Origin of the sequence: Erythrobacter sp. NAP1 (assembly GCF_000152865.1) — a bacterium.
Classification (GTDB): domain Bacteria; phylum Pseudomonadota; class Alphaproteobacteria; order Sphingomonadales; family Sphingomonadaceae; genus Erythrobacter.
The window spans coordinates 3,036,514-3,062,572 of the sequence record NZ_CH672390.1 but is presented as its reverse complement, the minus strand read 5'-3'; the positions used below and the strand labels follow the sequence as shown (position 1 = coordinate 3,062,572).

Here is a 26,059-nt window from a genome sequence, read left to right as displayed (position 1 = left end):
TAACTGGAAGACAAGCGGGCGCGCCTGACCGGGCGCTGCCCCACTCAAGAGAAGGAACGAGAGGACGTGAACAACGTGCGGTATGTTTATGGACTGACAAGCGCGCTTCTGGTGGGAGGCGCAGCAGTTTCGCTGATGACCGGCTACCCGGCCGGCGCACAGGTCGCCCAGAACGACGAAGCGGTCATGGACCGTGTCGTTCCGGTCGAAGGGGCCCCGGCAAGCTTTGCCGACCTCACCCAGCAACTCCAGCCGGCAGTGGTCAACATCTCGACCCGCCAGTCGATCGAAGTGAACCGCAATCCGTTTGCCGGCACTCCCTTTGCAGAGCTGTTCAACCGGCGCGGCGGCAATAACGGTCAGCAGCCCCAGCGGCGCGAGGCGAACTCGCTTGGCTCGGGCTTCATCATCAGCGCCGACGGCTTCGTCGTGACCAACAACCACGTGGTCTCGCCCGACAACCGGGCCCGGCTTGAAGAGATCACCGTCACCATGCCCGACGGAACCGAGTACCAGGCCGAACTGGTCGGCGCGGACGCTCAGTCGGACCTCGCGGTGCTCAAGATCCAGTCGTCGGAAACCTTCCCCTTCGTGCGCTTCGGCGACAGTTCGCAGACGCGCGTGGGTGAATGGGTGGTCGCGATCGGCAACCCGTTCGGCCTCGGCGGCACAGTCACCAGCGGGATCGTCTCGGCGGTCTACCGCAACACCGGTCAGGGCGGCGCCTATGACCGCTACATCCAGACCGACGCGTCGATCAACCGAGGCAATTCGGGCGGTCCGCTGTTCGACATGCGCGGCAACGTGATCGGCATCAACAACGCGATCTTCTCGCCTTCGGGCGGCAGTGTGGGCATCGGCTTTGCCATCCCGGCTGAAATCGCAGCCCCGATCGTCGACCAGCTCAAGCAGGGCCAGGAAATCGAGCGCGGCTATCTCGGCGTCAGCCTCGAACCGATCAACGACGACCTCGCCGATTCGCTCGGGCTTGAGCGCAATCGCGGCGAGATCGTCCAGATCGTCACCGATGACAGCCCCGCCAGCCGCGCAGGCCTGCGCCCCGGCGATGTGATCGTCGGCGTGAATGGCCGCGAAGTGACATCGGAGCAGAGCGTCTCCTTCATCGTCGCCAATATCGAGCCGGGCGAAAGCGTACCCGTCGAGGTGCTGCGCGAAGGCCGCACGATCACGGTCAATGCGACGCTTGCCCGTCGCCCGAGCGAAGAGGAAATCGCTCAGCAGACCCAGACCTTCGATCCTGAAAGCGAAGAGCCGATGGATCCCGAGGCGTCCGACGAGATGATCGCGGAAAAGCTCGGATTGCAGGTCCTCGACCTCACCCCGCAGATCGCGCGCAGCCTTGGCGTGCCGACGGAGACGACGGGCCTCGTGATTGGCGCGGTTGATCCCAACTCGGATGCTGGCCGCAAGGGCCTGCGCCGCGGGGACATCATCCTGTCGGCCAACTATCAGGAAGTCGCCTCGACCGAGGCGCTGCGCGAGCAGATCGCCGCAGCCGAGAGCGAGGGCCGCGACGCCGTGCTCCTGCGCATCCAGCGCCGCGGCATGCCAGCGCGCTTCCTCCCGGTGCGCCTGCGCTAAGCGACGCTCTTAAAGCGATAAGAAAAGGGCCCCGGAGCATCGCGCTCCGGGGCCCTTTTTTCATTGGTTCCTGATCCCAGTCCCTAGCCCGATGGCTGCGGCGGCCTTGGCGGCGCAACCTCAAGCGGCTGGGTGGGTGTAGGCGATGGCGAGGGCCTTGAACGCGGAGGCGGCGGCGCTTCCACCGGCCCGCGGATGGCGCGGTCAAGGAAATCGTCGTCCACGGCAGAAGGCGGCTCGGTAATCGGCTCCAGCCCGCCTTCGCTCTCACCTTCGATATCGAAGGGCGTCCCGATTGGATCGCGGCGGCCCGGCTCGATCAGGTTCCCCTGCTCATCGATGAAGTAATAGTCGTCCGGATCGCCGAACAGCGCCTCTTCATCGGGCTCAAGCTGCCAGTCGGGAAGGTTCAGCTCGGTGTCGAATTGCTCGATCGGGCGGTCTTTGACGGCGTAGCGCATGTAAGCAGCAAAGGCGCGGGCTGGCGCTCGGCCACCCTGTAGGCCCGGAACCGCACGCGCGTCGTCGCGGCCCATCCATACGCCTGTGGTGATGCCGCTGGAGAAGCCGACGAACCAGCCATCCTTGTTCGAACTGGTCGTGCCGGTCTTGCCAGCCACCGGACGCCCGATCTGCGCGGCGCGGCCCGTGCCTGTCTGGACGGCGGCCTGCAAAAGATCAGTGATCCCAGCGGCGACATAGTCAGGGATCAGCTGACGCTCGCGCAGTTCCTCTCGCTCGTAAATCACCTCGCCCCCGGCGGTTGCAACTTTGAGAATGCCATAAGGCTCGATCCCGATGCCGCCCGAGGAAATGCCTCCGAAGGCGCGGGTCATTTCCAGAAGGCGCACTTCGGACGAGCCGAGCACCATTGAGGGGAAAGTCGAAATCGGGCTGGAGACACCAAAGCGCCGCGCCATCGAGGCGACAGTTCCGAAACCCACTTCGTTGCCCAGTTGGGCCGCGACGGTGTTGATCGAATAGGCGAATGCGGTGCGCAGGTTCGTCTCGCCGACATTGCGCCCGTTGGAGTTTCGGGGGCTCCACCCGTCGATCGTCACCGGCGTGTCGACCACGCGGTCATCGGGCGTATACCCGGCTTCGAGCGCGGCGAGATAGACGAACAGCTTCCAAGAGGAACCGGGCTGACGCATCGCGTTGGTCGCGCGGTTGAAGTTGGTTTCGACGTAGTCGGTCCCGCCCACCAGCGCGAGAATCGCACCGTCACGGTCGAGGCTGACGAGCGCGCCTTGCGATCCATCCGGCGTGTTGGAATCGATCGCCGCAGTCGCTGCGCGCTGCATGCCTACGTCCAGCGTGGTCCAGACCTCCAGCGGCGCGTTCGTTTCAGGCAGCAGGATGTCGAGCTGCGGCAGCGCCCAGTCGGTGAAGTAACGCACCGAGTTCTGTCCTGCCTGCTCCTTCAGTTCGACCGTGCTCGTATCGACGCTCGCCTGCTGCGAGGTGATGTAGCCCTGCTCGCGCATCAGACGCAGCACGACCTGCGCGCGCGCCACGGCGGCATCGACATCGGCGGTCGGCGAATAACGGCTCGGCGCTTTCACAAGCCCTGCAATGATCGCGCTTTCGGCGACCGATAGCTCGGTGCCGGGATGGCTGAAGAACTTGCGGCTCGCGCTGTCCACTCCGTAGGCGCCGCCGCCGAAATAGACCTTGTTAAGGTAGAGCTCGAGGATCTCTTCCTTGGTGAATTTCCATTCTAGCGCCATCGCCAGCACCGCCTCGCGCGCCTTGCGGTCGACGGTGCGGTTGGATGACAGGAAGAGATTGCGCGCAAGCTGCTGCGAGATGGTCGAGGTACCCCCGACGCGGCTGCGCGTCCCGGTGATACCTTCGATGATCGCGCCTCCGGTGCGCCAGAAATCAATCCCGAAATGTGAATGGAAGCGCCGGTCCTCGACCGCGATCATCGCGTTGCGCATATTGGCCGGGATTTCGTCATGCGGCAGCCATTCGCCAAAGCTCGGGCCGATTTCGACGATCTCGGTCCCGTCGCGCGCACGCACCAGAATGGTCTGGCCTGCCTGCGTTGCCTGCAATTGCGTGAATGTGGGGATGGAGCGCGCGGCAAAGCCGACAGCGAAGCCGAGGAAAACAACCGCAAGAAGCGCGGCGGCTACGCCGCCGATCGCAAGACGCTTGAACCACTTCCAGAAAGACGACGGCCGCTTCATTTCGCTGCTGGAGGACGAACCGTTCGCGACCTTCTTGGCCCGCGTGGTTTTGCCCGAAGAGGCCTGTGCCCGCTCGGTTGCAGCACGGCGCGACCCGCGCTTGCCCTTGTTTTGCAGACGGTCACCGCGTTTCGACATGAATTTCCAAAAAGACCAATGGCGCCCAATACCTCAAATTCCGGCCCTGCATAGTTAACTTGTAACCCTGCGTGAACGGGCTGGAACGCCCAATGAGCGCTCCTTGAGGGTAAAACGCGCTGAAAGGCGATTTTATCCGCCGATTTTACAAGTGCGGGCGAGGCGAGGCGCGGCCTCAATCCTCCGGCGCGAACTCAAGCGCGGCGGAGTTTATGCAGTAGCGAAGGCCGCCTTCCTCGGGCGGGCCATCGGGGAACACATGGCCCAGATGGCTGCCGCAATTGCCGCAAGTGACCTCGGTGCGGATCATGCCAAAAGAGGTGTCGCGGTGCTCGTCGATCACCTCTTCGTCAGCCGGCTTGGTGAAGGCAGGCCACCCGCAGCCGCTGTTGTATTTCGCCGCGCTGATGAAGAGCCGAGTGCCGCATGCCGCGCACATATATTCGCCCTTCTCGTAGAACTTGTCGTATTTGCCGGTGAAGGCCCGCTCGGTTCCCGCTTCGCGCAGGATGTGGAACTGCTCGGCGGTCAGGCGCTCGCGCCATTCGGCTTCGGTCAAGGTCTTGGGATCGTCGGTCATGGTTTCTCGGCCTCTCTCGCTTAGTGGCAATATCGGTGCGAGTTGGCGGGACTGCAAGCGCCGCGCGTTTTCCTACTCGCCTTCACCCGGTTATCTGAGGTGAGATGCCGTGTGATCTTGCTCTCAAATCCCGCCTGAACTCAAATTTGCGAAAGGTCACACGTCCTACAGGCATGAGCGGGCATTCGCTCAACGCGATCAGGGACTTGGATTGCTACGGCACTTTTCCAAACGCACCATTTGCGCGGTCCATCGCTAACAGCTCACGCATCGACCTGACTGTAATGCGCAGGCGGCTTGATCACGTCCATACGTTCGGAAAGCAGCGGGCGGAAACTGGGGCGGCTCTTGAAGACCGCGTACCAGCCGCGCGTCTGTTCGTGCCCCTTCCAGTCGATCCCGCCAAGGTAGTCCGCAACGCTGATCTGCGCGGCAGCGGCAAGGTCCGCCATGCTCATGGTCGACCCGGCGAGCCACGGGCGATTGTCGATCAGCCAGTCCATGTAATCGAGGTGCCCGTGTGCCAGCCGCATCGCGTCGCGCAGTTGGCGGCTGTCGGGTGGTTGGCGGGTGATGATGCGCTTCTTCATCCGCTCGTGCAGCAGGGGCGCGGTGACATCGGCGTAGAAGTTCTCGTCGAACAGCGCCACCAGCCGGCGGATCTCCGCACGGCCCGCTGCGGTGCCGTTGATCATCGGCGATGTGTCGATCGTCTCTTCAAGGTACTCGGCAATCGCCCGGCTGTCGGCGAGCGTGATGCCCTTCTCCTCGTTCACAAGCACCGGCGTGCGGCCCGCCGCGTTGAGGTTGTGGAACGTGTCGGACGGAGCCCAGGGATGCTCACGCACCAGATCGTAAGCGACGCCCTTCTCCCCCATGAGCAGCCTGATCTTGCGCGAGAACGGACACAGGGGAAATTGGTAGAGCTGCCACATTACAAGGATCCTAAAACCTCAGAGCGAGGCCGGTTCCCTCATAGCGAGGCTGCGAGATGCGCGAAAGCGTCAGTTGGTGCGATTGTTGGTGGCATCAAGCAGCGTCAGGCACGCCGGCAGCATCGCCTTGACCGCCTCGCCGCCATCGGCCTCGTGACGCGCAACCTCGCTCTGGACGAGGCGGGTCACGTCCTCGCGGTTGAGCGCGTAGGTGTCCATCAGTCGCACCATCGCAACCACGAAGAACTCGCGCCCGCCGGTCTCGGTCATAGTCGGCCATTCGCTACCGCGCGGATCGCCCGACTTCTGCCACCCTTCCAGCGTCGCAAACGCCACCCCGCAGCGCGGCGCGGTGGCTTCGGTGACGGGGAGGTCTTCGAGCGTTGCAGGCTTGGCAGCGTCGGGGGCCGGAGCAGCTTGCAGCGCGAGTGGAGCCGCGATGGCGGCAAGGAGAGGCAAGGTCATGGCGCATTCCTATAGCGGGGCGGATGAACGCTTGGCTACGGCGCGTCGCAAGGCTGTTGGACAAAGCGCTTGTGATGCCCGCAACCGCGCCCTACCTCGACCTATGTCGGTTGCAATTGACCACTAAGAGAGAGGACAAAGCGAAATGCTCAATCACGTGATGATCGGGTCGAACGACATCGAAAAGTCGAAGACCTTCTACAACGCCGTGCTCGGCGTGCTGGGTGCGGGCGAGCCGATGGTGCACGTCAACGACACCGGCCAGACCCGCCTGTTCTACATGCACAATGGATCGACCTTCTCGATCAGCGAACCGATCAACGGCCAGCCCGCCGAATGCGCCAACGGCATGACGATCGGCTTCAAGTGCGACAGCCTTGAGCAGGTTACCGAACTGCACGATGTGGCCGTGGCAAACGGCGGCAAGAGCATCGAAGACCCGCCGGGCACACGCAACGGATCGATGGGCCCGATGAACCTGTGCTACTTCACCGATCCCGACGGTCACAAGATGTGCGGCATCCACCGGCCTTCTTGATAGGCCTAACGGCTTAGCTGGAACACAGCGAACTCAGCGCGCCAGTTGGCCCCGACGGGGCCGATGGCGCGCTCATTTGCAAAGAACCAGGTGCGCTCGATCTTGGCGCCCTTGGCCCTCGCAAGCTCGCGGAAATCATCCACCGTCACGTGGTGGATGTTCTGGGTTTCGTACCACGTCACCGGCAGGGCGCGGGTGACCGGCATCCGCCCACCGAGCATGAGCGCAGTGCGCGTGCGCCAATGCGCGAAGTTGGGGAACGAGACGAAAGCGCGCGTTCCCACCCGGAGCAACTCGTCGAGCATCAGGTCGGGCCGGGTCGCGGTCTGGAGCGTCTGGCTAAGGATCGTGTAGTCGAACGCCTTGTCGTGATAGTCCGAAAGGTCGGTGTTGGCATCGCCCTGCACCACGGAAAGGCCCCGCCCGACACAGCGGGCCACAAGCGCCGGGTCCAACTCAAGCCCGCGCGCATCGCACTGCTTCTCACCCTCGAGCACGGCCATCAATTCGCCCTCGCCGCAGCCGATATCGAGCACCCGCGTCCTGCGAGCAACGTGGCGCGCAATCGCAGCAAGGTCAGGGCGCAGTGTGTTTAGAGACCCGCTCATTCGACGAAGGCCTTCACAACGCGGTCGAGCTCTTCATGCGGCAACAGGAAGCTGTCATGCCCGTTGGGAGCGGACAGCTCGACAAAGCTGACCTTGGCTCCAGCGGCGTTCAAGGCGTGGACGACGTGCCGGCTCTCCGACGTCGGATAGAGCCAGTCGGTGTCGAAGCTGACGATGCAGAACCGCGCGCTCGTCCCTGCAAAGGCATCGGCAAGCTTCCCGCCATGCTCTTCGGCGATATCGAAATAGTCCATCGCCCGCGTGATGTAGAGGTAGGAATTGGCGTCAAATCGCTGGGTGAAACCGCTGCCCTGATAGCGCAGATAACTCTCGACCTGGAAGTCGGCATCGAAGCCGAAGCTCTTGGCATCGCGGTCCTGCAAGCGCCGCCCGAACTTGGCGGTCAGTCCTTCCTCGGAAAGGTAGGTAATATGCGCCGCCATACGCGCCACGGCGAGGCCATTGTCGGGCGAGGAGCCGCTCGCATAATAGTCGCCGTCCGCCCAAGCCGGGTCCGCCATGATCGCCTGGCGTCCGACTTCGTGAAAGGCGATGTTCTGCGCCGAATGCCGCGCGGTCGAAGCGATCACCAACACCCGCGCTGCGCGGCTTGGCCAGTTAGCGGCAAGGCTCAACGCCTGCATGCCGCCCATCGATCCGCCGACAACCGTATGAAGCTGCTCGATCCCGAGCCCGTCGAGCAAAGCCACAAGCCCGCGCACCATGTCGCGGATGGTGATAACGGGGAAGCGCATCGCATAAGGCGCACCGTCGGATGCTTCGGACGCAGGGCCGCTCGACCCCATGCAGCTGCCGATCACATTGGCGCAGATGACGTGGAAGCGATCCGTGTCGATCGGCTTGCCGGGGCCGACCATCCGCTCCCACCAGCCCGGCTTGCCGGTGATCGGGTGATTGCTCGCAACATATTGGTCACCGGTTAGCGCATGGCAGATTAGCACCGCATTCGAGCGATCCTCGGCCAACTCGCCATAGGTCTCATACGCGATTCTCGCGCCTTCGAGCGCCTGCCCGCTATCAAGCGGCAGGGGAGCGGGCAGCGCATAGCTCTTCGAGGCTGGGGCAGCGTTCATAAGCCAGCGCGAAGTGGGGTAGCGAGGCGTGCAAGTCAATTGGGCTGTTCTTGCGCGCCGCAAGCGGTTATCGCCCCGCGGCCATGACCACACGTCCCGAACCCAAACCCTATATCCTCGGCATCCACGCCTATGTCCCCGGCAAGGCGACCGCGAGCGATGGGCGCAAGCTGGTGAAGCTGTCGGCGAACGAGAACCCGCTCGGAACCAGCCCGGCGGCGCTCGAAGCGCTGGAGCAAGCGCGCGGGGAAGCGGCAAGCTATCCGGACCCTGACGCAAAGGCGCTGCGCGCGGCGATTGCGGACCTCCACAGCCTCGACGCGGAGCGGATCGTGTGCGGGACGGGATCGGATGAGCTCTTGAACCTTGCCGCACAGGGCTTTGCCGGTGTTGGCGATGAGGTGCTGTTCTCGCGCCATTCATTTGCGGTCTACGACATCGCAGCAAGGCGCTGCGGGGCTGAGCCGGTCGAGGTCGATGACCGCGACTACACTGCCGATGTCGACGCCATCCTGGCTGCGGTGACGCCAAAGACGCGTGTGGTGTTCCTCGCGAACCCCAACAACCCGACCGGCACCTGGATCGCACCCGCCGAGGTCGAGCGCCTGCACGCAGGCTTGCCTGCTGACGTGCTGCTGGTGGTCGACGAGGCCTACGCCGAATATCTCGACCCCGCGCATCAGCGTATCGGCTTCGAGCTTGCCGCGAAGCGCGACAACGTGCTGGTCACGCGCACCTTTTCCAAGATCCACGGCCTTGCTGCTGAACGGATCGGCTGGGCAACCGGCGCGCCGGGCCTGATCGACGTGCTCAACCGCATTCGCGGACCGTTCAACGTGACAGTAAGCGGCCAGAAAGCTGCTCTGGCCGCGCTGGGCGACACTGGCTTTGTCGAGGCGAGCCGCGATCACAACTCTGCCGAACGCGCGCGCTTTGTCGAAGCGATTTCAGCGCTGGGCAATCACGGCCTGAGCGCCGTCCCAAGTGAGGCGAACTTCGTGCTGGTGCGCTTCGATGGCGATGTGAAAGCCGAGACCGCCCTCACCGCCATCGCCGAGGCAGGCTACGCTGTGCGCCACCTGCCCTCGCAAGGCTTGCCTGATGCACTGCGCATCACCATCGGCAAGTCGGAAGACATGGAGCGCGTCATCGCCACCTTGCGCGAACTCTGCGGAGAAACCGCGTGAGCATCGAGCGCGTCGCGATCATCGGGCTCGGCCTGCTCGGCGGGTCGATTGGGCTCGCGGTCAGGGAACATGCGCCGGGCATCACAACCACCGGCTATGATCGCGACGAAGGCGTGCGGCGGGTAGCGCGTGAACGCGGCCTTGCCGCGGCCGTTTGCGACACTGCTGCCGAGGCGGTGCGCGAGGCCGACCTTGTTATCCTGTGCGTCCCAGTGGGCGCGATGGAGGCTGCCGCTGCCGAGCTTGCCGACCTCCTGCCAGATGGCGCCATCATCTCGGATGTCGGCTCGTCCAAGCAGAGCGTGACCGAGGCCCTCGCGCGGGCATTACCCGGCAAGACGATCATCCCAGCGCACCCGGTCGCGGGGACCGAGGAAAGCGGACCGGAGGCAGGCTTTGCCTCGCTTTTCACCAATCGCTGGTGCATTCTCACCCCGCCCGAGGGAACCGACGAGGAGGCGCTCGCTGCGCTCTCCGATTTTTGGGCGAAGCTTGGTGCGATGGTCGAGGTGATGGACGCAGAGCACCACGATCTGGTCCTTGCGGTCACAAGCCACATCCCGCACCTCATCGCGTTCACAATCGTCGGCACAGCGAGCGATCTCGAAGACGTCACTCGGTCCGAAGTTATCAAGTATTCGGCTGGCGGCTTTCGCGACTTCACCCGCATCGCGGCCTCCGACCCGGTGATGTGGCGCGATGTGTTCCTCAACAACAAGAGCGCGGTGCTCGAAATGCTGGGGCGCTTCACCGAAGACCTCACCGCCCTCCAGCGCGCGATCCGCTCAGGCGATGGTGATGCGCTGCACGATCTCTTCAGCCGCACCCGCGCGATCCGCCGCGAAGTCATCAAGGAAGGCCAGGACGATGGTCGCCCAGACTTCGGGCGCGAGGATCATGGGTGAGGCTTAAGCTCGGCCCGAAGGGCCGCAAGGGCGACCGCCCGTCCGCAGCGGGCGCAGCCTTGCTGCGCGTCTAGCGAGGACGAACCCGCGGATGCGGGTTCGCAGTCAGGGATATGCTCTCGCCTGAATTGAGCACGTTGATCGCGCGGTGCACGCGGCGCTCCATTTCGGCGCGCGGGAGACCTGCCGGGATGGTCTCGCCCACGCGGTAGGTGATCGTGCCGGGCTGCTTGATGATGCGATGATAGAGCGGCCCGCTGTTCACGGCGACCGGCACCACCGGCAGACCGAGAAGCTTGTAGATGCCCGCAAAGCCGGACTGAAGCGGCGGCTCCTTCCCGTGCGGCACTCTGGTGCCTTCAGGGAAAATGATGAGCGGGCGCCCTTCGCTCACGCGCTCCTTGGCAAAGGCGATCATTTGACGCAGCGCCTGCGCGCCCCGGTCGCGCGCCACGGGCACAAGGCCATAGACCTTGGCCGAGTACCCCCAGCCTGGGATCAGGAACAATTCACGCTTGGCAAATACCGTGGGAAAGCGAAACAGGCGCGGCATGTCGATCGCCTCGAAGAAACTCTCGTGCTTCACCGCGATCAGGACAGGCTCATCGGGAATTTCACCTTCCTGCACGATCGTGATGCCGAGCAGGTTTTCAACGCACCACTTGTGCCAATTGCCCCAGAGCGCCACCACTCTCTTCAGCGCCTCCAGCCCGAACAACAGCGCGAACAGCGATACCACCACGAGGATCGCGCTGAAGCCGTAAAAGACCGGGTAGAAAACAAGGCTGCGAAGAAACGCCACTCAGGATGCCTCAATAACCGAAAAGGCCTGCAATAAAGCTGGCGATCAGCTTGTGATATTCAAGGAAGAGGCTGGCAAGGCTCGGCTGCGATGGCACAGCGTCGCGAACAACCGTGACCGATGAAGGCAGCTCGCGATCAAGCTCTCCGGCAGCGCGGCGCATATGCCAGTCGGTCGTAACGAGGCGCAGCGAGGTGATGTCGTTGGCGGCAACCCATTCGGCGGTCTCGGTCGCGTTCGAGCGGGTGTCGACCGCTTCCGAGCCGAGCGTGATGCAGCAATCCATCCGCGCCTCATCGACTTCGAACTCGGCGGCGAATTCGTCGCGCGTCACTTCCGGATCGACACCGGTGACCAGCATCCGCTGGGCCTGACCTTGCTCGAGAACCTGCAACCCTTGCGCGATGCGGCCCGGCCCGCCGGTCGGCACGATAACCGCATCGGTTGAAAGCTCTTCGGCAGGCTGCGGCAAGGCGGCGGCGAACCAGAAAAAGCCCAAAGCCCAAACGAGCACGCTCGCGGCGAGGAGATAACGAATAGCAACCATTGTGTTTACAGCATCGACTTTAGCGCAAGTCCGATCGTTATCCGACCCGTGATGAGCGCAAGCAGAACGCCCGCGACAGGAACCGCGCCGATAACTGCCCAATCGACCACGTCAAGGCCGCCTCCGCCCACCATGCCGCTGTCGAGTGCGGCAAACTGCTGGCCGAGCAGCCAGACCGCGGCAAGGCCGAGGATCAGACCGACGAATGCTCCGAACGCTGCATCGCGCACGACCGAGCGCTGGAACACCCGCGTCACCTGCCTGTCGGTCCCACCGAGGAGGTGGATGATCTCCACCGTGTCGCGGTGGTTGGCAAAGGCACTTCTCGCGGCGAGCCAGACCGCCGCAGCCGTCGCGAAGCTCACCAGCGCGATGAGCGCGAGCGCGAGATATTGGAGAGCGGCAAGAGCATCGTAGACCGGGCGCAGCCATTCCGATTGGGCATCGATGCGGGCTGAACCTCCAAGTGGCTCCAGTGCCTCGTCCAGCGCGGTCTGCAACTGGGCGATTTCCTGCGCGTTCGCTTCGCGCGTCAGTTCGACATCAATCAGCGCCGGAATCGGCACGTCTTCGGAGACCGCGCTCTCCCCCAGCCACGGTGCGAGCAATTGCTCCAGTTCGGCCTCGGGAACCACCCTTACCGAAGTGACGAGCCGCGAATTGCCCAGCGCCTCGGCTGCGGCCTCTGCCTGCGCGTTGCGGGCATTCTCATCGGCCTCGACAATCTGCACGGTCACGGCATCGGACAGGTCGGCGCGCGCGTTTTCGGCGAGGTTTCGCAGCGAGAGCCCGCCCGCAGCCGCGATCACGACAAGCGCAATAAGGATCGCAATCACCCACGGTATCGGCCCGCCAAAACGCGTCTGCGGCAGCAGTTTCGCGGTGACCGAGCCCTTCATCGGCGCGACCTTCTCGATCCGTTCTTCGGGGACGGGAGGCGTCCTCACGCCGCACCCTTGCGCGGGGCAGGCCGCGACTTGGGCTGCGGCGGATAGCGCAGCGCGCCCGTCGGGTCGGAAAGTCGCCCCTTGTGCAGCCGCATTATGAGCGATTCCGGCACTTTCTTGAGCAAGTGCACATCGTGGGTCGCGACAATGACGGTCGTGCCGACGCGGTTGTTCAACGCCTCGAACAGGCGCAGCAGCTTCAGGGCCATGTCAGGATCGACGTTGCCGGTCGGCTCGTCCGCAATCAGCATTTGCGGGCGAGCGATCACCGCCCGCGCAATCGCGACCCGCTGCTGCTCACCGCCGGACATCGTCGCGGGGCCCGCCTGAGCTCGGTGAGAGAGCCCGACCCACTCGAGCATGTCGGACACCGCTTTGACCACCTTGGCCTCATCCGTTCCGGCCAGCCTCAACGGCAAAGCGACATTGTCGAAGGCTGAAAGATGCGGGACGAGGCGGAAGTTCTGGAACACCACTCCCAGACGCCTGCGAAAATCAGGAAGCTTCTGGCGAGGGAGAGTGATCATGTCCTTGCCGAACATGCGAATACTGCCGCGTGAGGGACGCTGAGCGAGGTAGAGCAGCTTCAAAAGGCTGGTCTTGCCAGCACCGCTAGCACCGGTGAGAAAGTAGAAGCTGCCGGGAAACAGCGTGAACGACAGGTCGCTCAACACCTCAGGGTCGGTGCCATAGCGAAGGCCCACATTGTCGAATTTCACGATTTCTGGTGGCCGCTCGTTCATCACCGGCGCGTTTACCAAGCTGCCAGCACGCAGGGAAGCCCGCGAGGTGCGCTACTCCCACAATATGTCGCAGCATTGTTACGCCTGATTGCAATTTTCGCTCTGCAGTGTGGAAAAAGACAGCAATTCGCCCATGGTAAACGCGCCCGCCCTTGCAGCGCTCGCCAAGCTGATTCATGCCATTTGTCGAAATGATCATTTCGTGCCCAGAGTGCTCGACACGATATGTCGTCCCGGAAAGCGCGATTGGCGCTGAGGGCAGGACCGTGCGCTGTGCAAAATGCAAGCACAGCTGGTTCCAGGAACCAAAGCCGCTCGACCTCGACAAAGAAGTAGCCGCCGAACCGGAGCCGACACCGGCTCCGCCACCACCTCCGCCGCCTCCTGAGCCTGAACCGGTAGCCGAAGCCGAAGAAAGCCTGGCGCCCGCATCCGAGCCCGAAGAGGCGGCAAGCCCTTCAATCAGCCACTGGCGCACCTCCGATCGACCAGAATCTACCGACACGGAAGAAGAGCAGGTCGAAGAACCAGCGCCAGAACCCGATCCCGAACCAGAGCCTGAACCCGAGACCGAAAGCGGCTTCGAGTCCGGAACCGATCCTCTGGCGGGCGAATTCAGCGATGTGGACGGCGAAGCCCACGTCGATGCCGCTTTTGACGACGACTATGATTACGAGGAAGAAGGCTCGCAGTTCGACTACAGCCCGCCCTTCTCGCGCCGCCGCAACTCGCTCAAGATGTGGACGATCGCCGCAGGGGTCTTTGCGCTACTGGCAAGCGGTACTGCGGTCGCGGTCAATTATTACGGCCTTCCCGACTGGCTCCCGATCAGCAAGCCGACCTTCGGCATCGGCAAAGAAGAACTCGTCCTCGACTTCCCGCAAGCACGGCAGCGCAAGGAAACGCTCGAAAGCGGGGAAGAGATTTTCCGGGTGAGCGGCAGCATCTCCAACGTCTCGCAGGAAAGCCAAAGCGTGCCGAGCGTGCTGGTCGTCTTCCGCGATGCGCGTGAGAAGAACGTCTATTCCTGGGTGGTCGTGCCCTCGAAGCGCGAGCTTGCGCCGGGCGAAAGTCTCAACGTGACCGAGGCAGTGACCGACATTCCCCCTGCAGCACAGGCTGCGGAAATCGGATGGTCGCCCAGCTAAGGGCGCCGGTCATTCAGCTGAATTCGATCCAATAGGTTCCCGCGTCGTCGCGGCTGCGCTGGAGCGTGTGGTTTTGCGCGTTGCCCGTGACCTCGATGCCGCTTTCTGCGTCGAATGTGATTTCAACCGAACGGATGATCCGGGCGCTGGCGCTTGCCTGTACGCTGACGCTGCCTGCCGATGCGCCCGATGCTTGCTCGACCGGCGCAACAGCAACCGAAGGGGCGGCGCTCTGTGCAATAATCAGGAGGGCAGCGGTGAAGCTCATGCCCAATGGTTACCGACCGATTTACCATTTCTGCAAGCGACCCGTTAACGCGGTCCCGCAGCGGGACAGCGGCTCGTCAAGGGTTACCAAACGCACCAAGTCATGCGGCAATGCATCAAAGCTCTTGCGCACCCTCAAACCTGTTGCTAGGGGCGCGCTCCTACCAAGGGCGGCAGCGAATTTGCGCAGCCCTGACACCCCGAGTGCGGTCGTGGCGGAACTGGTAGACGCGCAACGTTGAGGTCGTTGTGGGCTAACGCCCGTGGAAGTTCGAGTCTTCTCGACCGCACCATTTTTCAAGTCAGACATGCAGCATGGTCAAACCCGCTCTTGCGGGCACTTGCCGCTGTGCTAGGCCGCTCTCTCACATGATGGAGAGAGCCCGATGAAAACCCGCGCAGCCGTAGCTTTCGAAGCGAAAAAGCCGCTCGAGATCGTCGAACTCGACCTCGAAGGTCCAAAGGCTGGCGAGGTGCTGGTCGAGATCATGGCAACCGGGATCTGCCACACCGACGCTTACACGCTGGACGGGCTCGACAGCGAGGGGATCTTCCCCAGCGTGCTTGGCCATGAGGGCGCAGGCATCGTGCGCGAAGTGGGCGCAGGCGTAACCAGCGTTGCACCCGACGATCACGTTATCCCGCTTTACACGCCCGAATGTCGCCAGTGCAAAATGTGCCTGTCGGGCAAGACCAATTTGTGCAGCGCAATCCGCGCGACCCAGGGCCAAGGGCTGATGCCCGATGGCACGAGCCGGATGAGCTATCGCGGCGAGACGATCTACCACTACATGGGCTGTTCGACCTTCTCGAACTTCATCGTCCTTCCTGAAATAGCGGTCGCCAAAATACGCACCGACGCACCGTTTGAGACCTCCTGCTATGTCGGCTGCGGGGTGACGACCGGCGTTGGCGCGGTGGTCAACACGGCCAAGGTCGAGCCGGGCGACAATGTCGTCGTCTTTGGGCTTGGCGGGATCGGGCTCAATGTCATCCAGGGCGCGAAGATGGCGGGCGCGGACCGGATCGTCGGCGTAGATATCAATCCGGCAAAGCGCGAATGGGGCGAGAAGTTCGGCATGACCGACTTCGTGAACCCCAAGGAGACCTCGGACGTTGTCGCGCACTTGGTCGAGCTGCTTGATGGCGGTGCGGACTATTCGTTCGATTGCACCGGTAACACCGACGTGATGCGCGACGCGCTCGAGTGCTGTCACAAGGGCTGGGGCACCTCGATCATCATCGGCGTAGCCGAAGCCGGCAAGGAGATCGCGACGCGGCCCTTCCAGCTTGTCACCGGGCGCAACTGGCGCGGTACTGCCTTCGGCGGCGCCAAGGGGCGCACCGACGTGCCCAAGATCGTCGACTGGTACATGAACGGCAAGATCGCGATCGACCCGATGATCACGCACACTTTGAGCCTCGAAGAGATCAACAAGGGCTTTGACCTCATGCATGCAGGCGAAAGCATCCGCAGCGTGGTCGTCTACTGATGGCCGTGAAGGTCCGCCTTGCCGAGAAGTTCGCTCTGTTCGACGATCACTGGGCTCCGCGCCTCGCAGCTCGCTACAACGGCAACGAGGTGCGGCTCGCCAAGGTCGAAGGGGAGTTTCACTGGCACAAGCACGATGAGACGGACGAGCTTTTCCTCGTGATCGAGGGCGAGCTCGACATGGAGTTCCGCGACCGCACCGAGCACATGAAAGCCGGCGACCTCATCGTCGTCCCGCGCGGCACCGAGCATCGTCCCTGCGCGCGCTCAGGAGAGGTGAAGCTGCTGGTGATGGATGCCGACGGCACGCCCAACACGGGTGACGAGGCCACTGCCTTCAAGCCGGTCGAGGTCTGAGAGTGGCGCTTGAAACCGTTTCCGAAGTCCGCAGCCATGGCGGCACGCAGGGCGTCTATCGGCATGCGAGCGAGGCAACTTCGACCGAAATGACCTTTGCGGTCTTCGTGCCCGACCATGAAGAGGGCGCACGGCTTCCCGTACTGACATATCTGTCCGGCCTCACCTGCACGCATGCCAACGTCATGGAGAAGGGCGAATATCGAGAAGCCTGCGCAAAGCACGGCATCATCTTCGTCGCGCCCGACACCAGTCCACGCGGCGATAATGTTTCCGATGCCGCAGACGAATACGATTTTGGCAAGGGCGCTGGCTTCTATGTCGATGCGACGGAAGAACCGTGGGCCAAACACTACCGGATGCGCACCTATATCGAGGAGGAGTTGCCCGCCGTCATCGCGCAATATTTCCCGGTCGACACGGGTCGCCAGTCGATCACCGGTCATTCGATGGGAGGCCACGGAGCGCTCACAATCGGCCTGCGCAATGCGGGACGATTCCGCTCGATCAGCGCGTTCTCGCCCATCGTTGCGCCGTCGCAAGTGCCGTGGGGAGAGAAGGCGCTCGGGCGGTATCTGGGAGCTGGCCGCGAAAGCTGGCGTGCCCACGACGCGGTCGCCTTGATCGAAGGCGGCGCAAGGCATGATCACATCCTCATCGACCAGGGCACGGCAGACAATTTCCTCGAAGAACAGCTCCAGACCCATCGGTTTGTCGATGCATGCAAGGCGAACGGCGTCCCTGCTGATATCCGGATGCAGGAGGGCTACGACCACTCCTATTTCTTCATCTCGACCTTCATGGCCGAACACATCGCCTGGCATGCAAAGCATCTGAAGTCATGAGCGATCCTCGCTTTCATCCACCCGCCGGTGGCCTCGTCCCGCATATGGGGATCACGCTGGCCGACGAAGGCGAAGGGTGGTTGGAAGCGAAAATGGTGATCGAACAGCATCACCTGCGCTCGGGCGCGAATGCCCTTCACGCAGCCAGCATGATCGCGCTTGCCGACAGCGTATGCGGTTTTGCGGCGGGGCAGGTTTTGCCCGAAGGCGCGAAGGGCTACACCACTATCGAGCTCAAATCGAACTTCCTCGGCACTGCAAGCGAGGGAACGCTTATCGGCAGGGCCGACGCCGACCATCTTGGACGCACGACGCAGGTGTGGAGCTCAATCGTCACGCATCAGGAAACCGGGCGCAAACTCGCCCTGTTCCGCTGCACTCAGATGATCTTGTACTAGGTCGCGCCGTGACCGTTGGTGAGCAGGCGTCTCACCAGACGTCGCAGTTCCTGCGGGTAAAATTCCCCGATCCGGTCAAACTCTTCTTTCCCGTAAAACCGGGCAAGAACCGCATCCGAGCCGGCGTAGAACTGGATCGCCGAGATAAGCAGGTAAACCCGCGCGATCTTGTCGGCCATCGGCAGGTCAGCCTGACCCTCGATCGTTTCGAGCAGGGCGATGAGTTCGCCAAGCCAGTTCTTGAAGAACCAATCCCCCTCGGGCGCTTCGCTGCGCTGGTCCTCGAGCAACTCGCGCATTAGCAGCTTGGTGTCGAGCGGGTTTGCTACCGCGCGCTCGTAGACGGCTAGAATAACGTCCTCGAAGCGTTGTGCGGGCGATGCCCCGGCGTTCTGGCTCGCCCGCGTCACCTCGAACAGGCGGTCGGCGATGCGCTTGAGGACCTCGCGATAGAGATCATCCTTGCGTTTGAAGTGATAAAGCAGAGCCTGCTTGGTCAGCCCGATCTCGCCGGCGATCTGGGCGATGCTGGCTCCGTAAAATCCGCGTTCGGCAAATTGAGCGTGGGCCGCGTCTAGCAGCTGTTCTCGCGTATCATCTTGCGATTCGGCGGGAATCTCATCACTCATTCGTTGCCGATACTAAAAAAGCGCCCTTTGAAAAAGCCAAGCGGCGAAACGCCTGCCTCTTCCTCGCCTTCTGTCGCAGGGAGCGGGCTCATCGCGGTGACTTCGCCGAGAAGCATGGTGTGGTCGCCGGCAGTATGGCTCGAATATTGGCGGCACTCGAAATGGCCGACCGAACCGATGATCGAGGGCAGCCCGGTTGAGCTTGTCGCGAAGTCGTCGGCGACCAGTCGACTGTCGCCGCGAGCGGCATATCGCAACGCCACTTCGGCCTGGTCTTCGGAGAGGATGCTGATCGTGAAGCGTTCAGCCTTGGCAAACAGGTCGAACTGGCTCGATGAATTGTGCAGGCTCCAGCACAGGAGCATCGGCTCGAGCGAGACCGAGACGAGCGAATTGATCGTCATCGCCGCCACGCCGCCACTTTCCGTCTCGACCGCGACCACGCACACGCCGGTCGCAAACTGGCCCATCAGCTTTCGAAACTCGGACGTGCTCGGCAAAGACGCCTGGCCCGTGTCCTGAGCATGGGTATCGCGATGAGCGGCAGGATCGCGCAAGAAGAACTCCGAAGAAAGTGGGTGGGATCGCCTAAGGATGGGGTGGACCCTGCGCGGGTTCAACCAAGCGGGGGCAATTGTCAATGAGACCCCGCCACGCAGGAACGCCTGACCGCGTCCTGCGTTGGCACTTAAGGGATTACTGCAAGCCAGCACGGGAAGACGGTTCATGATCAGCAAGGTGAGCGCCGCGCTCAAGGATTTCCTCAAACAGGAAAGCGCCGGGGGGATCGTCCTGATCGCTGCAGCCGCGCTGGCGTTGCTGATCGCAAACAGCCCGCTTGCACCATTTTATTTCGGCACGCTTGAAACCAAGCTCAACGTGTCCTTCGGCGACTTTGCCATCAACAAGGGCCTGATCCTGTGGATCAATGACGGGCTCATGGCGATCTTCTTCTTCCTGATCGGTCTCGAAGTTAAGCGCGAGATCATAAACGGACAGTTGTCCTCGTGGGACAAGGCTTCCCTGCCGCTCGCCGCGGCCATCGGCGGTATGGGGATTCCGGCGGCCATCTACGTCGCCTTCAACTGGAACTCGCCCGAAAGCATAGGCGGCTGGGCCATCCCGGCGGCGACCGATATTGCTTTTGCGCTCGGTATCCTGTCGCTGCTCGGCCCGCGTGTGCCGGTCGCGATGAAGGCGCTGCTTCTCGCAATCGCCGTGATCGATGATATCGGCGCGATTACGGTCATCGCGCTGTTCTACACCGGCGAGATCAAGACCGACATGCTGATCGGAGGCGGCGTTATGCTGGCCCTGCTCTTCGCGCTGGGCCGCGCGCGCATCGCATCGGTCATTCCCTATGTCCTTTTCACCGTCATCATGTGGGTATTTATCCTTAAGTCCGGCGTCCACGCGACGCTTGCCGGTGTGACGGCCGCGATGATGGTGCCGATGGTGGCTCGCGATGGCTCGCACCTTCTCGAACACATGGAGCATGCGCTGCACAAATGGGTCGCGTTCGTCATCATCCCGATCTTCGGGTTCGCTAATGCGGGCGTCACCCTTATCGGACTGTCACCTGCCGACCTGTTGCAGCCGCTGCCGCTCGGCATTGCACTTGGCCTCTTGATCGGCAAGCAGATCGGGATCGTCGGTTTTGCCTGGGTCGCGGTGAAAGCTGGCTTTGCCAAGCTTCCCGAAGGCGTGGGCTGGCGCAAGATCCACGGGCTTTCGCTGCTCGCGGCAATCGGCTTCACGATGAGCCTGTTCATCGGCAATCTCGCGTTCGAGGACCAGGCACAGGTTGACGCGGTCAAGCTCGGCGTGCTCTCCGGATCGCTGATCGCAGCGTTTGCAGGCTATTTCATGCTCAAGGCCGCGCTGCCTGATGAGCCTGCCCCCGAAGACGAAGAGATTGAATAGCCCTCGCAATGCCTGACAATGCCAAGCCGGTCACCCGCAGCGTCCGGGTCAATGACATCGCGCTGACCTATTACGAGTGGCGCGCCGCGCCCGGCAATCAGGAGCCGCCGCTGCTGATCGCGCACGCGACAGGCTTTCACGGCCGCTGCTACAGCGCGATTGCAGAGCGATTTCCCGACCGCCGCGTGATCGCGCTCGACCTTCGCGGTCACGGTCGGAGCGAAGGCGGGCCGGTGAGCCATTGGCAAACGTTCGTGGACGATGTGACCGCGTTTCTCGACCAGCTCCGCATCCGCCGCGCCGTGGGTGTGGGTCATTCAATGGGCGCGCATGTGCTGCTGCAGGCCGCAGCCGACCGCACCGAGGCGTTCAGCCGCCTCGTCCTGTTCGATCCGGTGATCCTTCCGATGGAGTACTATTCGCAAGGGTCCGCAGGCATGATGGGCGATGCGCCCCACCCTGCTATCCGCCGCAAGCGTGACTTCGCATCGCCCGAGGCGATGATGGAGCGGTTTCGCACGCGCGAACCCTACAGCCTTTTCGCGCCCCGCGTTTTCGAAGACTATTGCCGCCATGGCCTGATTGAACGGACCGGAGGCGATTTCGTGCTCGCCTGCACGCCCGAAATGGAAGCGAGCGTCTACGGATCGAGCCGCAGCAATGCCGGTATTTTCGACGCGGCAAGGGCGGTCGAAATTATGGTAACAGTTGTTCGGGCCAAGCAGACGGGGCTCGCGGATTTCAAGGGATCGCCGACCTGGCCGGGTCTCGCTGGAACAATCCCGAATGGCACCGACCTCTATCGCCCTGACATGACCCACTTCCACCCCTTCGAAGACCCCGAAGACGCAGCGACGATCATCGCCGAGGCTGAAAACGCCTAGGCGGACTTTGCAGCCTCAAGCAGGTCGGCGAAATCGGTTCTCACCTGTGTCAGCTCTTCAACCGAAGGTCGCACGCGGTTGCGCGTGAGGGTCGTGACCAGCCCGCCATAGAATTGCACCAATGCACTGCGCATCGGGTTATCGGGCGCGACACTGCGTGCGAGCCAGATCGCAATACCGTGGGCCCGGGCCAAAGGCTCGTTCGGGACTTCATCGGGAGCCCGTTCGAGCGCAAACAGCGCCTGCCCCAGCGCCGCCACAACCTCCTCAAGGCAGATAAGCGTCAGTTCGCCGCCGGAAGACGCCTCGATCCGGGCGTCGAGGTCGATCCGGCGGTAGGCTTTTGCAGGGCTTGTCGCGAATTCATGCATCATTTCTCTGGCCGCCTTAGTTCGATCCGTTCCAGGCTTCGATCTGCTGCTCGAGGAAGCTCAGCGTTGATTGCGAGGCGGAGATACGGCGTTCCGCTGCCACCAGATCGCGGGTCAGCCGCTCGCGCAGGTTCTCTTGCTGCTCGGCAATGCGGTCCAGCTTGTCGGAATTGCGCTCCACTTGCGCCTCGTATCGCGAGACCGATCCTGCAAGCGAACCCGGATCGCTTCGTGTCGTGTTGTCGCGCGCCAGTCGGTCGATGGTCGCGAAGAGGCCGAACGGACCGGTCGTGAACATCGCGGCTGCGGCCTCGGGATTGTTGCTGAGCGTTTCATTGAGCCGCTCGGTATCCAGCTCGAACCGGCCTTCTCGGGTCGTCTTGAGGCCAAGGTCGGCGAGCGTCGAGGGTTCACCCGGTGCAGCTCCCGGCATGACAACTTCGTTGGTGAGGCGCGCCAGATCGCGCTTCAGCTCGCGTGCACCGGGATCGTTGCCAAGCGTCCCGCCAAGCGGCGTTGCTTCTTCGGCAAGCAGACCCGCCAGATCGTTCAGCGCCACCAGAAAATCGTTCATCACATCGGTGATCGCGCTGGTATCGTTGCTGAAGGTAATCGTGGTCGGCGCGCCGACATTGGTCGCCTTGAGGTCGAAACTCAGACCTTCGGGAAGGTCTGTGACTGTGTTGCTCGGGCTCGAGTATTCGACCGTGTCGAGCGTGTAGAGCGCATCACGCGCGCTCTGGCGCAATTGACCTGCGTCGGTTGCTGGATCCCAGGCGAGGTAAGTGAGATCGCCCGGCGTCGCGGTGGGAAGAAGGGCAGCGCTGGTGGCCTCGACAACGAAGCCATTGCTGGCGCCATCCTCACCCTTGATCACCAGTTGCGCGCCGCCATTTCCCTCGGCCACGTAAGCCTGCAGCGCTCCGCCGCTTGCCGAGGAAATCTTCGCCGCGAGCGTTTGGACCGTGTCGCTCGCATCCACCGCGATTTCGAGCGCCGCTTGCCCCGCATCCTCTGTGAATGTGGCTCCGTTCACCTCGCCAAAGCGGATGCGAAGCGTCCCTTCACCGACAAGATCATCACCCGATGTATAGGCCTGCGAAATGAGCAGCTGGCTGTCCGCCAGTTGGCTCACCTCAAGCGAATAGCTGCCGCGCGGCACCACCCCAGAGGTTGTTGACACGTCAACAATCGCAGGGTCCGAAACGTTCGCGCGTGGCGCAAGCTCGCCAGTGCGAACCCGGTCGCCAAGCGCGCTCGACAGCTGAGTCAGCGCGTTGCGCAGGAGCGAGGCAGAAGAAATGCGCGCCTCCAACCCCTGATTGCGCGTCTCCAGATTGCTGCGCTGAAAGGCGTATGTGGCCTCGGAAAGCTGGTCGGCGAGCTGGACAAAATCCACCCCGCTGCCAGCGCCGAATGCGGAAATGATCGATGAGCCGGGATTGTCCATGGATCGAAGAACGGTCGCATGGGATTGGACTTAAGCGGGATTAGCGAGCTTTCCGTCCGTATCGAATTGAAGAGCTGCAGGCACATCGACCGCCGGCTTGTGAGGTCGTTCACCGCGTTTGAGCGACATCACGAAAGCCACCAGCGCTGCAATCGCGACGTAGAGCTCTTCGCGCACCATCTGGTCTGCCCGCGTCGTGAAATAGAGCGCGCGCGCAAGCTGGGGGTAGTGCAGCACGGGCAGTTCCATTTCGCTTGCAAGCTCACGCATCGCCATCGCCGTTTCTCCGCGCCCCTTGGCCAGCACAACGGGAGCGGGCGCTAGGTTGGGATCGTATGTCAGTGCAACGGCAAAATGCATCGGATTGACCACGATGAACTGCGCTTCCTTCATCGCCTTGCCGATGCTTCCGCGTGACAGATCACGCTGGCGCTGGCGGCGCGCCATCTTCATTTCGGGCGAGCCTTCGGATTGCTTGTTTTCATCCTTGAGGTCTTGGAAACTCATCTTGAGCCGCTTGTCGCGCTGAAGCCTCTGAAGCGGATAATCGATGACAGCAATCACAAGCAGACCGACAACCAGCATCGCCACCAGCGTCGTCATCGCGTCCCACGCGAAATTCAGCTGCGCATCCAGCGTTCCGCGACCAAGACCAAGCATACCATCGAGACTTCCTGAAACCCACCAAGCCGCGATGCTGCCGAGCAAAAGCAGCTTCAGGATCGACTTGCCCAGTTCGATCAGTCCCTGCATGCCAAAAATGCGCTTGAGACCCGAAAGCGGATTTATGCGCGATGGCTTGGGCTTGAGATTTTGCGGTACCCAGCGCCCTTCGCCCAGCACCATCTGCGATCCCACCGTGACCGCGATCACGACAAGCCCGATTGCAAAGATGGGAGGCAAAATCTCCTGCGCGATCTGTGAGATCATGGCTCCGGGCGCGAAGTCGCCTAGTCCAGCCGGATCAAACCCGAAGGCAGCACGCGCCACTCTTTCCATCGAATCAAGCAGCCACGGCCCGATGATGAGGATCATGAAAGTGCCCGCTGCCATCACGGCGGCAGTGGCGACCTCCTTTGATCGCAGGACGTCGCCCTTCTTGGCCGCGTCGCTGCGCCGCTTGGGCGTGGGGTCGAACCGCTTCTCGCCATTCGTCTCCTCGCTCACGCAGGCACCTTGGGCACGGTCAGCGCCTCTGCTTGCTCAAGCGTCGCGACGAGGAGCGCAGTGAATTGTTCGACCATAATCGGCATCACGACAATCAGCGCTGCGATCCCCGCGAGCACCCCGGCCGGAAGGCCGAGCGCAAACAGATTGAGCGCCGGCGCCGAACGGGAGATCGTCCCGGTGACGACCTGCACGCACAAGAGCACCAGAACGACGGGCAAACCGATCGCGGCGGCAGTGGCTATGCCGTATCCTGCGAACGCTACGATGTCGCGCGCGCTCGTCTCGGCGAATGCGTGGGTGCCAGCGGGCAGGATGCGATAGCTTTCGATCAGCAGCTCGAACCACAAGAGGTGCCCACCTATCGCATAGAAAAGCAACGTCAGGATCAGCCCGAAATAGGTGCCAAGTGCGCCGGACTGTGCCCCGCTTGCAGGATCAATCGATGTCGCAATCGCGAGGCCCATCGTGCCAGAGATTTGCTCTGCTGCGATAAGCGGCACTGCAAAAGCGACCTGTAGGACAAAGCCGAGCGCAGCCCCGATCACGACCTCCTGCACCACCGCAAGCACCGCGGCAAAGCTCATCATCTCTGGAAGCGGCGGCAAGGGGATCCAGGTCGATACGAACACCGCCAGCACGATCGCTATCAGTGCGCGGAATTGCGGCGCGACCACCATTCCGCCGACCATGGGAGCCGCAAGCAAAGCTGCGCCGCAGCGGATCGAGAGGAATAGGATCTGCCACAGTTGCTCTTCGAGCCCTGTAAAACCGAAATCGAGAACATTCATCGCGCGCTATCGATCAGGTCGAAATGGCCGCGATCTGGCCGAAAATCTCGCGCATGAAATCGCCGAGCAGGGCCATCATGGTCCCTCCGAGGATCACGAATACCAGCGCGGTGATTGCAAGCTTGGGGACGAAGGTCAGCGTCTGCTCGTTGACGGATGTGGCAGCCTGAATGATCCCGACGATCAGGCCCACCGCGAGCGCAGAAAGCAACACCGGCCCGACGATCAAGGCGGTGACCCACAAGGTCTGGTCGGCAAGAGCCAGCAGTTGAGCATCATCCTGCACCGCGGGCTCCTCAGGCGAAACTCATCGCAAGGCTTCCCATCAGGAGCGACCAGCCATCGACCAGCACGAACAGCAACAGCTTGAAGGGGAGCGAGATGATGGTTGGTGAAAGCATCATCATCCCAAGGCTCATCAGCACGCTCGCAACGACCAGATCGATCACGAGAAAAGGCAGGAACAGCATGAAACCAATCTGGAACGCCGTTTCCAACTCGCTCGTCACGAAGGCAGGCAGAAGGATCGAGAAGGGTATCGCATCGGCATCTGCAAATGCGCCGATACCGGCAATATCGGCGAACATGACGAGGTTGGCCTCGCGCGTCTGACGCAGCATGAATGTGTGAAACGCCTCGCCTGCGCTGGCGATTGCAGCGTCCGCTCCGATCGTGCCCGCCGAATAGGGTTCGATCGCAAGCTCGCTTACCGTATCGAGCGTCGGGGCCATCACGAAAAGCGAGAGGAACAGCGACAGGCCCACCAGAACCTGTGTCGGCGGAGATCCCTGTAGGCCCAGGGCTTGCCTCAGGATCGAAAGCACGATCAGGATGCGCAGGAAGCTCGTCATCATCAGCACGATCGCTGGGAGGATCGTGAGAAGGCTAATCACCAACAGAAGCTGGATCGAGAAGCTGAGCGGCGTGTCCTCGCCAGTGCCGTCGTCGCCTAGCGCACGTTCAATCGCGCTGCCGATACCCACCGGGTCGCCTGAGGCTGCCAAGGCGGCGTCGGGCAGAGCGAACATGGTTAACGCTGAGAAGCAAGCGC

General features: G+C 62.6%; 30 protein-coding genes and 1 tRNA gene. 12 read left to right on the top strand and 19 right to left on the bottom strand.

The window, feature by feature from the left end; genetic code table 11:
* Positions 1-66 precede the first annotated feature (66 nt).
* On the top strand, positions 67-1,602 hold the full coding sequence (locus NAP1_RS14800) for a Do family serine endopeptidase (RefSeq protein ID WP_007166138.1): 1,536 nt from the start codon (positions 67-69) through the stop codon (positions 1,600-1,602).
* Between the two features lie 83 nt (positions 1,603-1,685).
* Here NAP1_RS14800 and NAP1_RS14795 read toward each other — a convergent pair whose 3' ends face one another.
* From NAP1_RS14795 to NAP1_RS14780, 4 genes are all read right to left on the bottom strand, one after another.
* The gene (locus NAP1_RS14795; RefSeq protein WP_007166137.1) at positions 1,686-3,935 is read right to left on the bottom strand and encodes a transglycosylase domain-containing protein; all 2,250 of its coding nucleotides are present in this window, start codon (positions 3,933-3,935) and stop codon (positions 1,686-1,688) included.
* Between the two features lie 175 nt (positions 3,936-4,110).
* Positions 4,111-4,515 carry a peptide-methionine (R)-S-oxide reductase MsrB gene (msrB, locus tag NAP1_RS14790; protein ID WP_007166136.1) on the bottom strand — a complete coding sequence of 135 codons (405 nt, stop codon included), beginning with the start codon at positions 4,513-4,515 and terminating at the stop codon, positions 4,111-4,113.
* A 263-nt stretch (positions 4,516-4,778) separates the two neighbouring features.
* Positions 4,779-5,450 carry a glutathione S-transferase family protein gene (locus NAP1_RS14785; protein WP_007166135.1) on the bottom strand — a complete coding sequence of 224 codons (672 nt, stop codon included), beginning with the start codon at positions 5,448-5,450 and terminating at the stop codon, positions 4,779-4,781.
* A 69-nt stretch (positions 5,451-5,519) separates the two neighbouring features.
* The gene (locus tag NAP1_RS14780; RefSeq protein WP_007166134.1) at positions 5,520-5,915 is read right to left on the bottom strand and encodes a hypothetical protein; all 396 of its coding nucleotides are present in this window, start codon (positions 5,913-5,915) and stop codon (positions 5,520-5,522) included.
* 145 nt (positions 5,916-6,060) lie between these two features.
* Here NAP1_RS14780 and NAP1_RS14775 point away from each other — a divergent pair, with 145 nt between their 5' ends.
* Positions 6,061-6,453 carry a VOC family protein gene (locus NAP1_RS14775; protein WP_007166133.1) on the top strand — a complete coding sequence of 131 codons (393 nt, stop codon included), beginning with the start codon at positions 6,061-6,063 and terminating at the stop codon, positions 6,451-6,453.
* A gap of 5 nt (positions 6,454-6,458) precedes the next feature.
* On the opposite strand, the gene metW is transcribed toward NAP1_RS14775, so the two are convergent.
* Together metW and NAP1_RS14765 are read right to left on the bottom strand one after the other, a co-directional pair.
* Positions 6,459-7,061, bottom strand: coding sequence for a methionine biosynthesis protein MetW (metW, locus tag NAP1_RS14770; protein WP_007166132.1), 603 nt, complete (start codon positions 7,059-7,061; stop codon positions 6,459-6,461).
* Positions 7,058-8,155 (bottom strand): homoserine O-acetyltransferase, encoded by a 1,098-nt coding sequence (locus NAP1_RS14765; RefSeq protein WP_007166131.1) that lies wholly within the window; start codon positions 8,153-8,155, stop codon positions 7,058-7,060. The genes metW and NAP1_RS14765 overlap by 4 nt, the downstream gene beginning before the upstream one ends.
* Before the next feature lie 83 nt (positions 8,156-8,238).
* Between NAP1_RS14765 and hisC the strand changes: the two genes are divergently transcribed.
* Together hisC and NAP1_RS14755 are read left to right on the top strand one after the other, a co-directional pair.
* A complete protein-coding gene (gene hisC / locus NAP1_RS14760) occupies positions 8,239-9,342 on the top strand; it encodes a histidinol-phosphate transaminase (protein WP_040464515.1) in 1,104 nt (367 codons plus the stop codon).
* Entirely contained in the window at positions 9,339-10,247 is a 909-nt protein-coding gene (locus NAP1_RS14755; protein ID WP_007166129.1) for a prephenate/arogenate dehydrogenase family protein, read from the top strand. Before hisC ends, NAP1_RS14755 begins: the two co-directional genes overlap by 4 nt.
* A 70-nt stretch (positions 10,248-10,317) precedes the next feature.
* On the opposite strand, the gene NAP1_RS14750 is transcribed toward NAP1_RS14755, so the two are convergent.
* Genes NAP1_RS14750 through ftsE form a run of 4 tightly spaced genes read right to left on the bottom strand, consistent with a single transcriptional unit; the run spans position 10,318 to position 13,286 of the window.
* The gene (locus tag NAP1_RS14750) at positions 10,318-11,049 is read right to left on the bottom strand and encodes a 1-acyl-sn-glycerol-3-phosphate acyltransferase (protein WP_007166128.1); all 732 of its coding nucleotides are present in this window, start codon (positions 11,047-11,049) and stop codon (positions 10,318-10,320) included.
* 10 nt (positions 11,050-11,059) lie between these two features.
* A complete protein-coding gene (locus tag NAP1_RS14745; RefSeq protein WP_007166127.1) occupies positions 11,060-11,596 on the bottom strand; it encodes a YdcF family protein in 537 nt (178 codons plus the stop codon).
* 5 nt (positions 11,597-11,601) lie between these two features.
* Positions 11,602-12,543: an ABC transporter permease gene (locus tag NAP1_RS14740; protein ID WP_007166126.1), complete on the bottom strand. Its 942-nt coding sequence runs from the start codon at positions 12,541-12,543 to the stop codon at positions 11,602-11,604.
* Positions 12,540-13,286 carry a cell division ATP-binding protein FtsE gene (gene ftsE, locus NAP1_RS14735; RefSeq protein WP_007166125.1) on the bottom strand — a complete coding sequence of 249 codons (747 nt, stop codon included), beginning with the start codon at positions 13,284-13,286 and terminating at the stop codon, positions 12,540-12,542. The genes NAP1_RS14740 and ftsE overlap by 4 nt, the downstream gene beginning before the upstream one ends.
* Positions 13,287-13,462: 176 nt before the next feature.
* On the opposite strand from ftsE, the gene NAP1_RS14730 reads away from it, so the two are divergent.
* On the top strand, positions 13,463-14,434 hold the full coding sequence (locus tag NAP1_RS14730) for a zinc-ribbon domain-containing protein (RefSeq protein ID WP_007166124.1): 972 nt from the start codon (positions 13,463-13,465) through the stop codon (positions 14,432-14,434).
* A 13-nt stretch (positions 14,435-14,447) separates the two neighbouring features.
* Here NAP1_RS14730 and NAP1_RS14725 read toward each other — a convergent pair whose 3' ends face one another.
* A complete protein-coding gene (locus tag NAP1_RS14725) occupies positions 14,448-14,702 on the bottom strand; it encodes a hypothetical protein (RefSeq protein WP_007166123.1) in 255 nt (84 codons plus the stop codon).
* Between the two features lie 205 nt (positions 14,703-14,907).
* Between NAP1_RS14725 and NAP1_RS14720 the strand changes: the two genes are divergently transcribed.
* The 5 genes from NAP1_RS14720 (at position 14,908) to NAP1_RS14700 (ending at position 17,793) form a co-directional block, all read left to right on the top strand.
* Positions 14,908-14,994 (top strand) — tRNA-Leu (locus tag NAP1_RS14720).
* A gap of 93 nt (positions 14,995-15,087) precedes the next feature.
* A complete protein-coding gene (locus NAP1_RS14715) occupies positions 15,088-16,194 on the top strand; it encodes an S-(hydroxymethyl)glutathione dehydrogenase/class III alcohol dehydrogenase (RefSeq protein ID WP_007166122.1) in 1,107 nt (368 codons plus the stop codon).
* Positions 16,194-16,550 carry a cupin domain-containing protein gene (locus NAP1_RS14710; protein ID WP_007166121.1) on the top strand — a complete coding sequence of 119 codons (357 nt, stop codon included), beginning with the start codon at positions 16,194-16,196 and terminating at the stop codon, positions 16,548-16,550. Before NAP1_RS14715 ends, NAP1_RS14710 begins: the two co-directional genes overlap by 1 nt.
* 2 nt (positions 16,551-16,552) lie before the next feature.
* Positions 16,553-17,395, top strand: a complete 843-nt coding sequence (fghA, locus tag NAP1_RS14705) for an S-formylglutathione hydrolase (protein WP_007166120.1) — start codon at positions 16,553-16,555, stop codon at positions 17,393-17,395.
* Positions 17,392-17,793, top strand: a complete 402-nt coding sequence (locus NAP1_RS14700; RefSeq protein ID WP_007166119.1) for a PaaI family thioesterase — start codon at positions 17,392-17,394, stop codon at positions 17,791-17,793. Before fghA ends, NAP1_RS14700 begins: the two co-directional genes overlap by 4 nt.
* On the opposite strand, the gene NAP1_RS16125 is transcribed toward NAP1_RS14700, so the two are convergent.
* Positions 17,790-18,422, bottom strand: a complete 633-nt coding sequence (locus NAP1_RS16125; RefSeq protein ID WP_007166118.1) for a TetR/AcrR family transcriptional regulator — start codon at positions 18,420-18,422, stop codon at positions 17,790-17,792. The genes NAP1_RS14700 and NAP1_RS16125 overlap by 4 nt on opposite strands.
* Positions 18,419-18,979, bottom strand: a complete 561-nt coding sequence (locus tag NAP1_RS16355) for a flavin reductase family protein (RefSeq protein WP_162013488.1) — start codon at positions 18,977-18,979, stop codon at positions 18,419-18,421. The genes NAP1_RS16125 and NAP1_RS16355 overlap by 4 nt, the downstream gene beginning before the upstream one ends.
* A 169-nt stretch (positions 18,980-19,148) precedes the next feature.
* On the opposite strand from NAP1_RS16355, the gene nhaA reads away from it, so the two are divergent.
* Together nhaA and NAP1_RS14680 are read left to right on the top strand one after the other, a co-directional pair.
* Complete coding sequence (nhaA, locus tag NAP1_RS14685; protein ID WP_007166116.1) at positions 19,149-20,345, top strand: Na+/H+ antiporter NhaA; 1,197 nt, start codon at positions 19,149-19,151, stop codon at positions 20,343-20,345.
* Between the two features lie 8 nt (positions 20,346-20,353).
* The gene (locus NAP1_RS14680; protein WP_007166115.1) at positions 20,354-21,229 is read left to right on the top strand and encodes an alpha/beta fold hydrolase; all 876 of its coding nucleotides are present in this window, start codon (positions 20,354-20,356) and stop codon (positions 21,227-21,229) included.
* On the opposite strand, the gene NAP1_RS14675 is transcribed toward NAP1_RS14680, so the two are convergent.
* From NAP1_RS14675 to fliP, 6 genes are read right to left on the bottom strand one after another with little or no spacing between them, the layout of a single operon-like run.
* Positions 21,226-21,603 carry a flagellar protein FliS gene (locus tag NAP1_RS14675; RefSeq protein ID WP_007166114.1) on the bottom strand — a complete coding sequence of 126 codons (378 nt, stop codon included), beginning with the start codon at positions 21,601-21,603 and terminating at the stop codon, positions 21,226-21,228. The genes NAP1_RS14680 and NAP1_RS14675 overlap by 4 nt on opposite strands.
* Positions 21,604-21,616: 13 nt before the next feature.
* A complete protein-coding gene (fliD, locus tag NAP1_RS14670) occupies positions 21,617-23,050 on the bottom strand; it encodes a flagellar filament capping protein FliD (protein WP_007166113.1) in 1,434 nt (477 codons plus the stop codon).
* A gap of 30 nt (positions 23,051-23,080) precedes the next feature.
* The gene (locus tag NAP1_RS14665) at positions 23,081-24,217 is read right to left on the bottom strand and encodes a flagellar biosynthesis protein FlhB (RefSeq protein ID WP_007166112.1); all 1,137 of its coding nucleotides are present in this window, start codon (positions 24,215-24,217) and stop codon (positions 23,081-23,083) included.
* A complete protein-coding gene (locus NAP1_RS14660) occupies positions 24,214-25,008 on the bottom strand; it encodes a flagellar biosynthetic protein FliR (RefSeq protein ID WP_007166111.1) in 795 nt (264 codons plus the stop codon). The genes NAP1_RS14665 and NAP1_RS14660 overlap by 4 nt, the downstream gene beginning before the upstream one ends.
* Before the next feature lie 13 nt (positions 25,009-25,021).
* Complete coding sequence (gene fliQ, locus NAP1_RS14655; protein WP_007166110.1) at positions 25,022-25,294, bottom strand: flagellar biosynthesis protein FliQ; 273 nt, start codon at positions 25,292-25,294, stop codon at positions 25,022-25,024.
* A gap of 10 nt (positions 25,295-25,304) precedes the next feature.
* A complete protein-coding gene (gene fliP, locus NAP1_RS14650; RefSeq protein WP_007166109.1) occupies positions 25,305-26,036 on the bottom strand; it encodes a flagellar type III secretion system pore protein FliP in 732 nt (243 codons plus the stop codon).
* Positions 26,037-26,059: the final 23 nt, after the last annotated feature.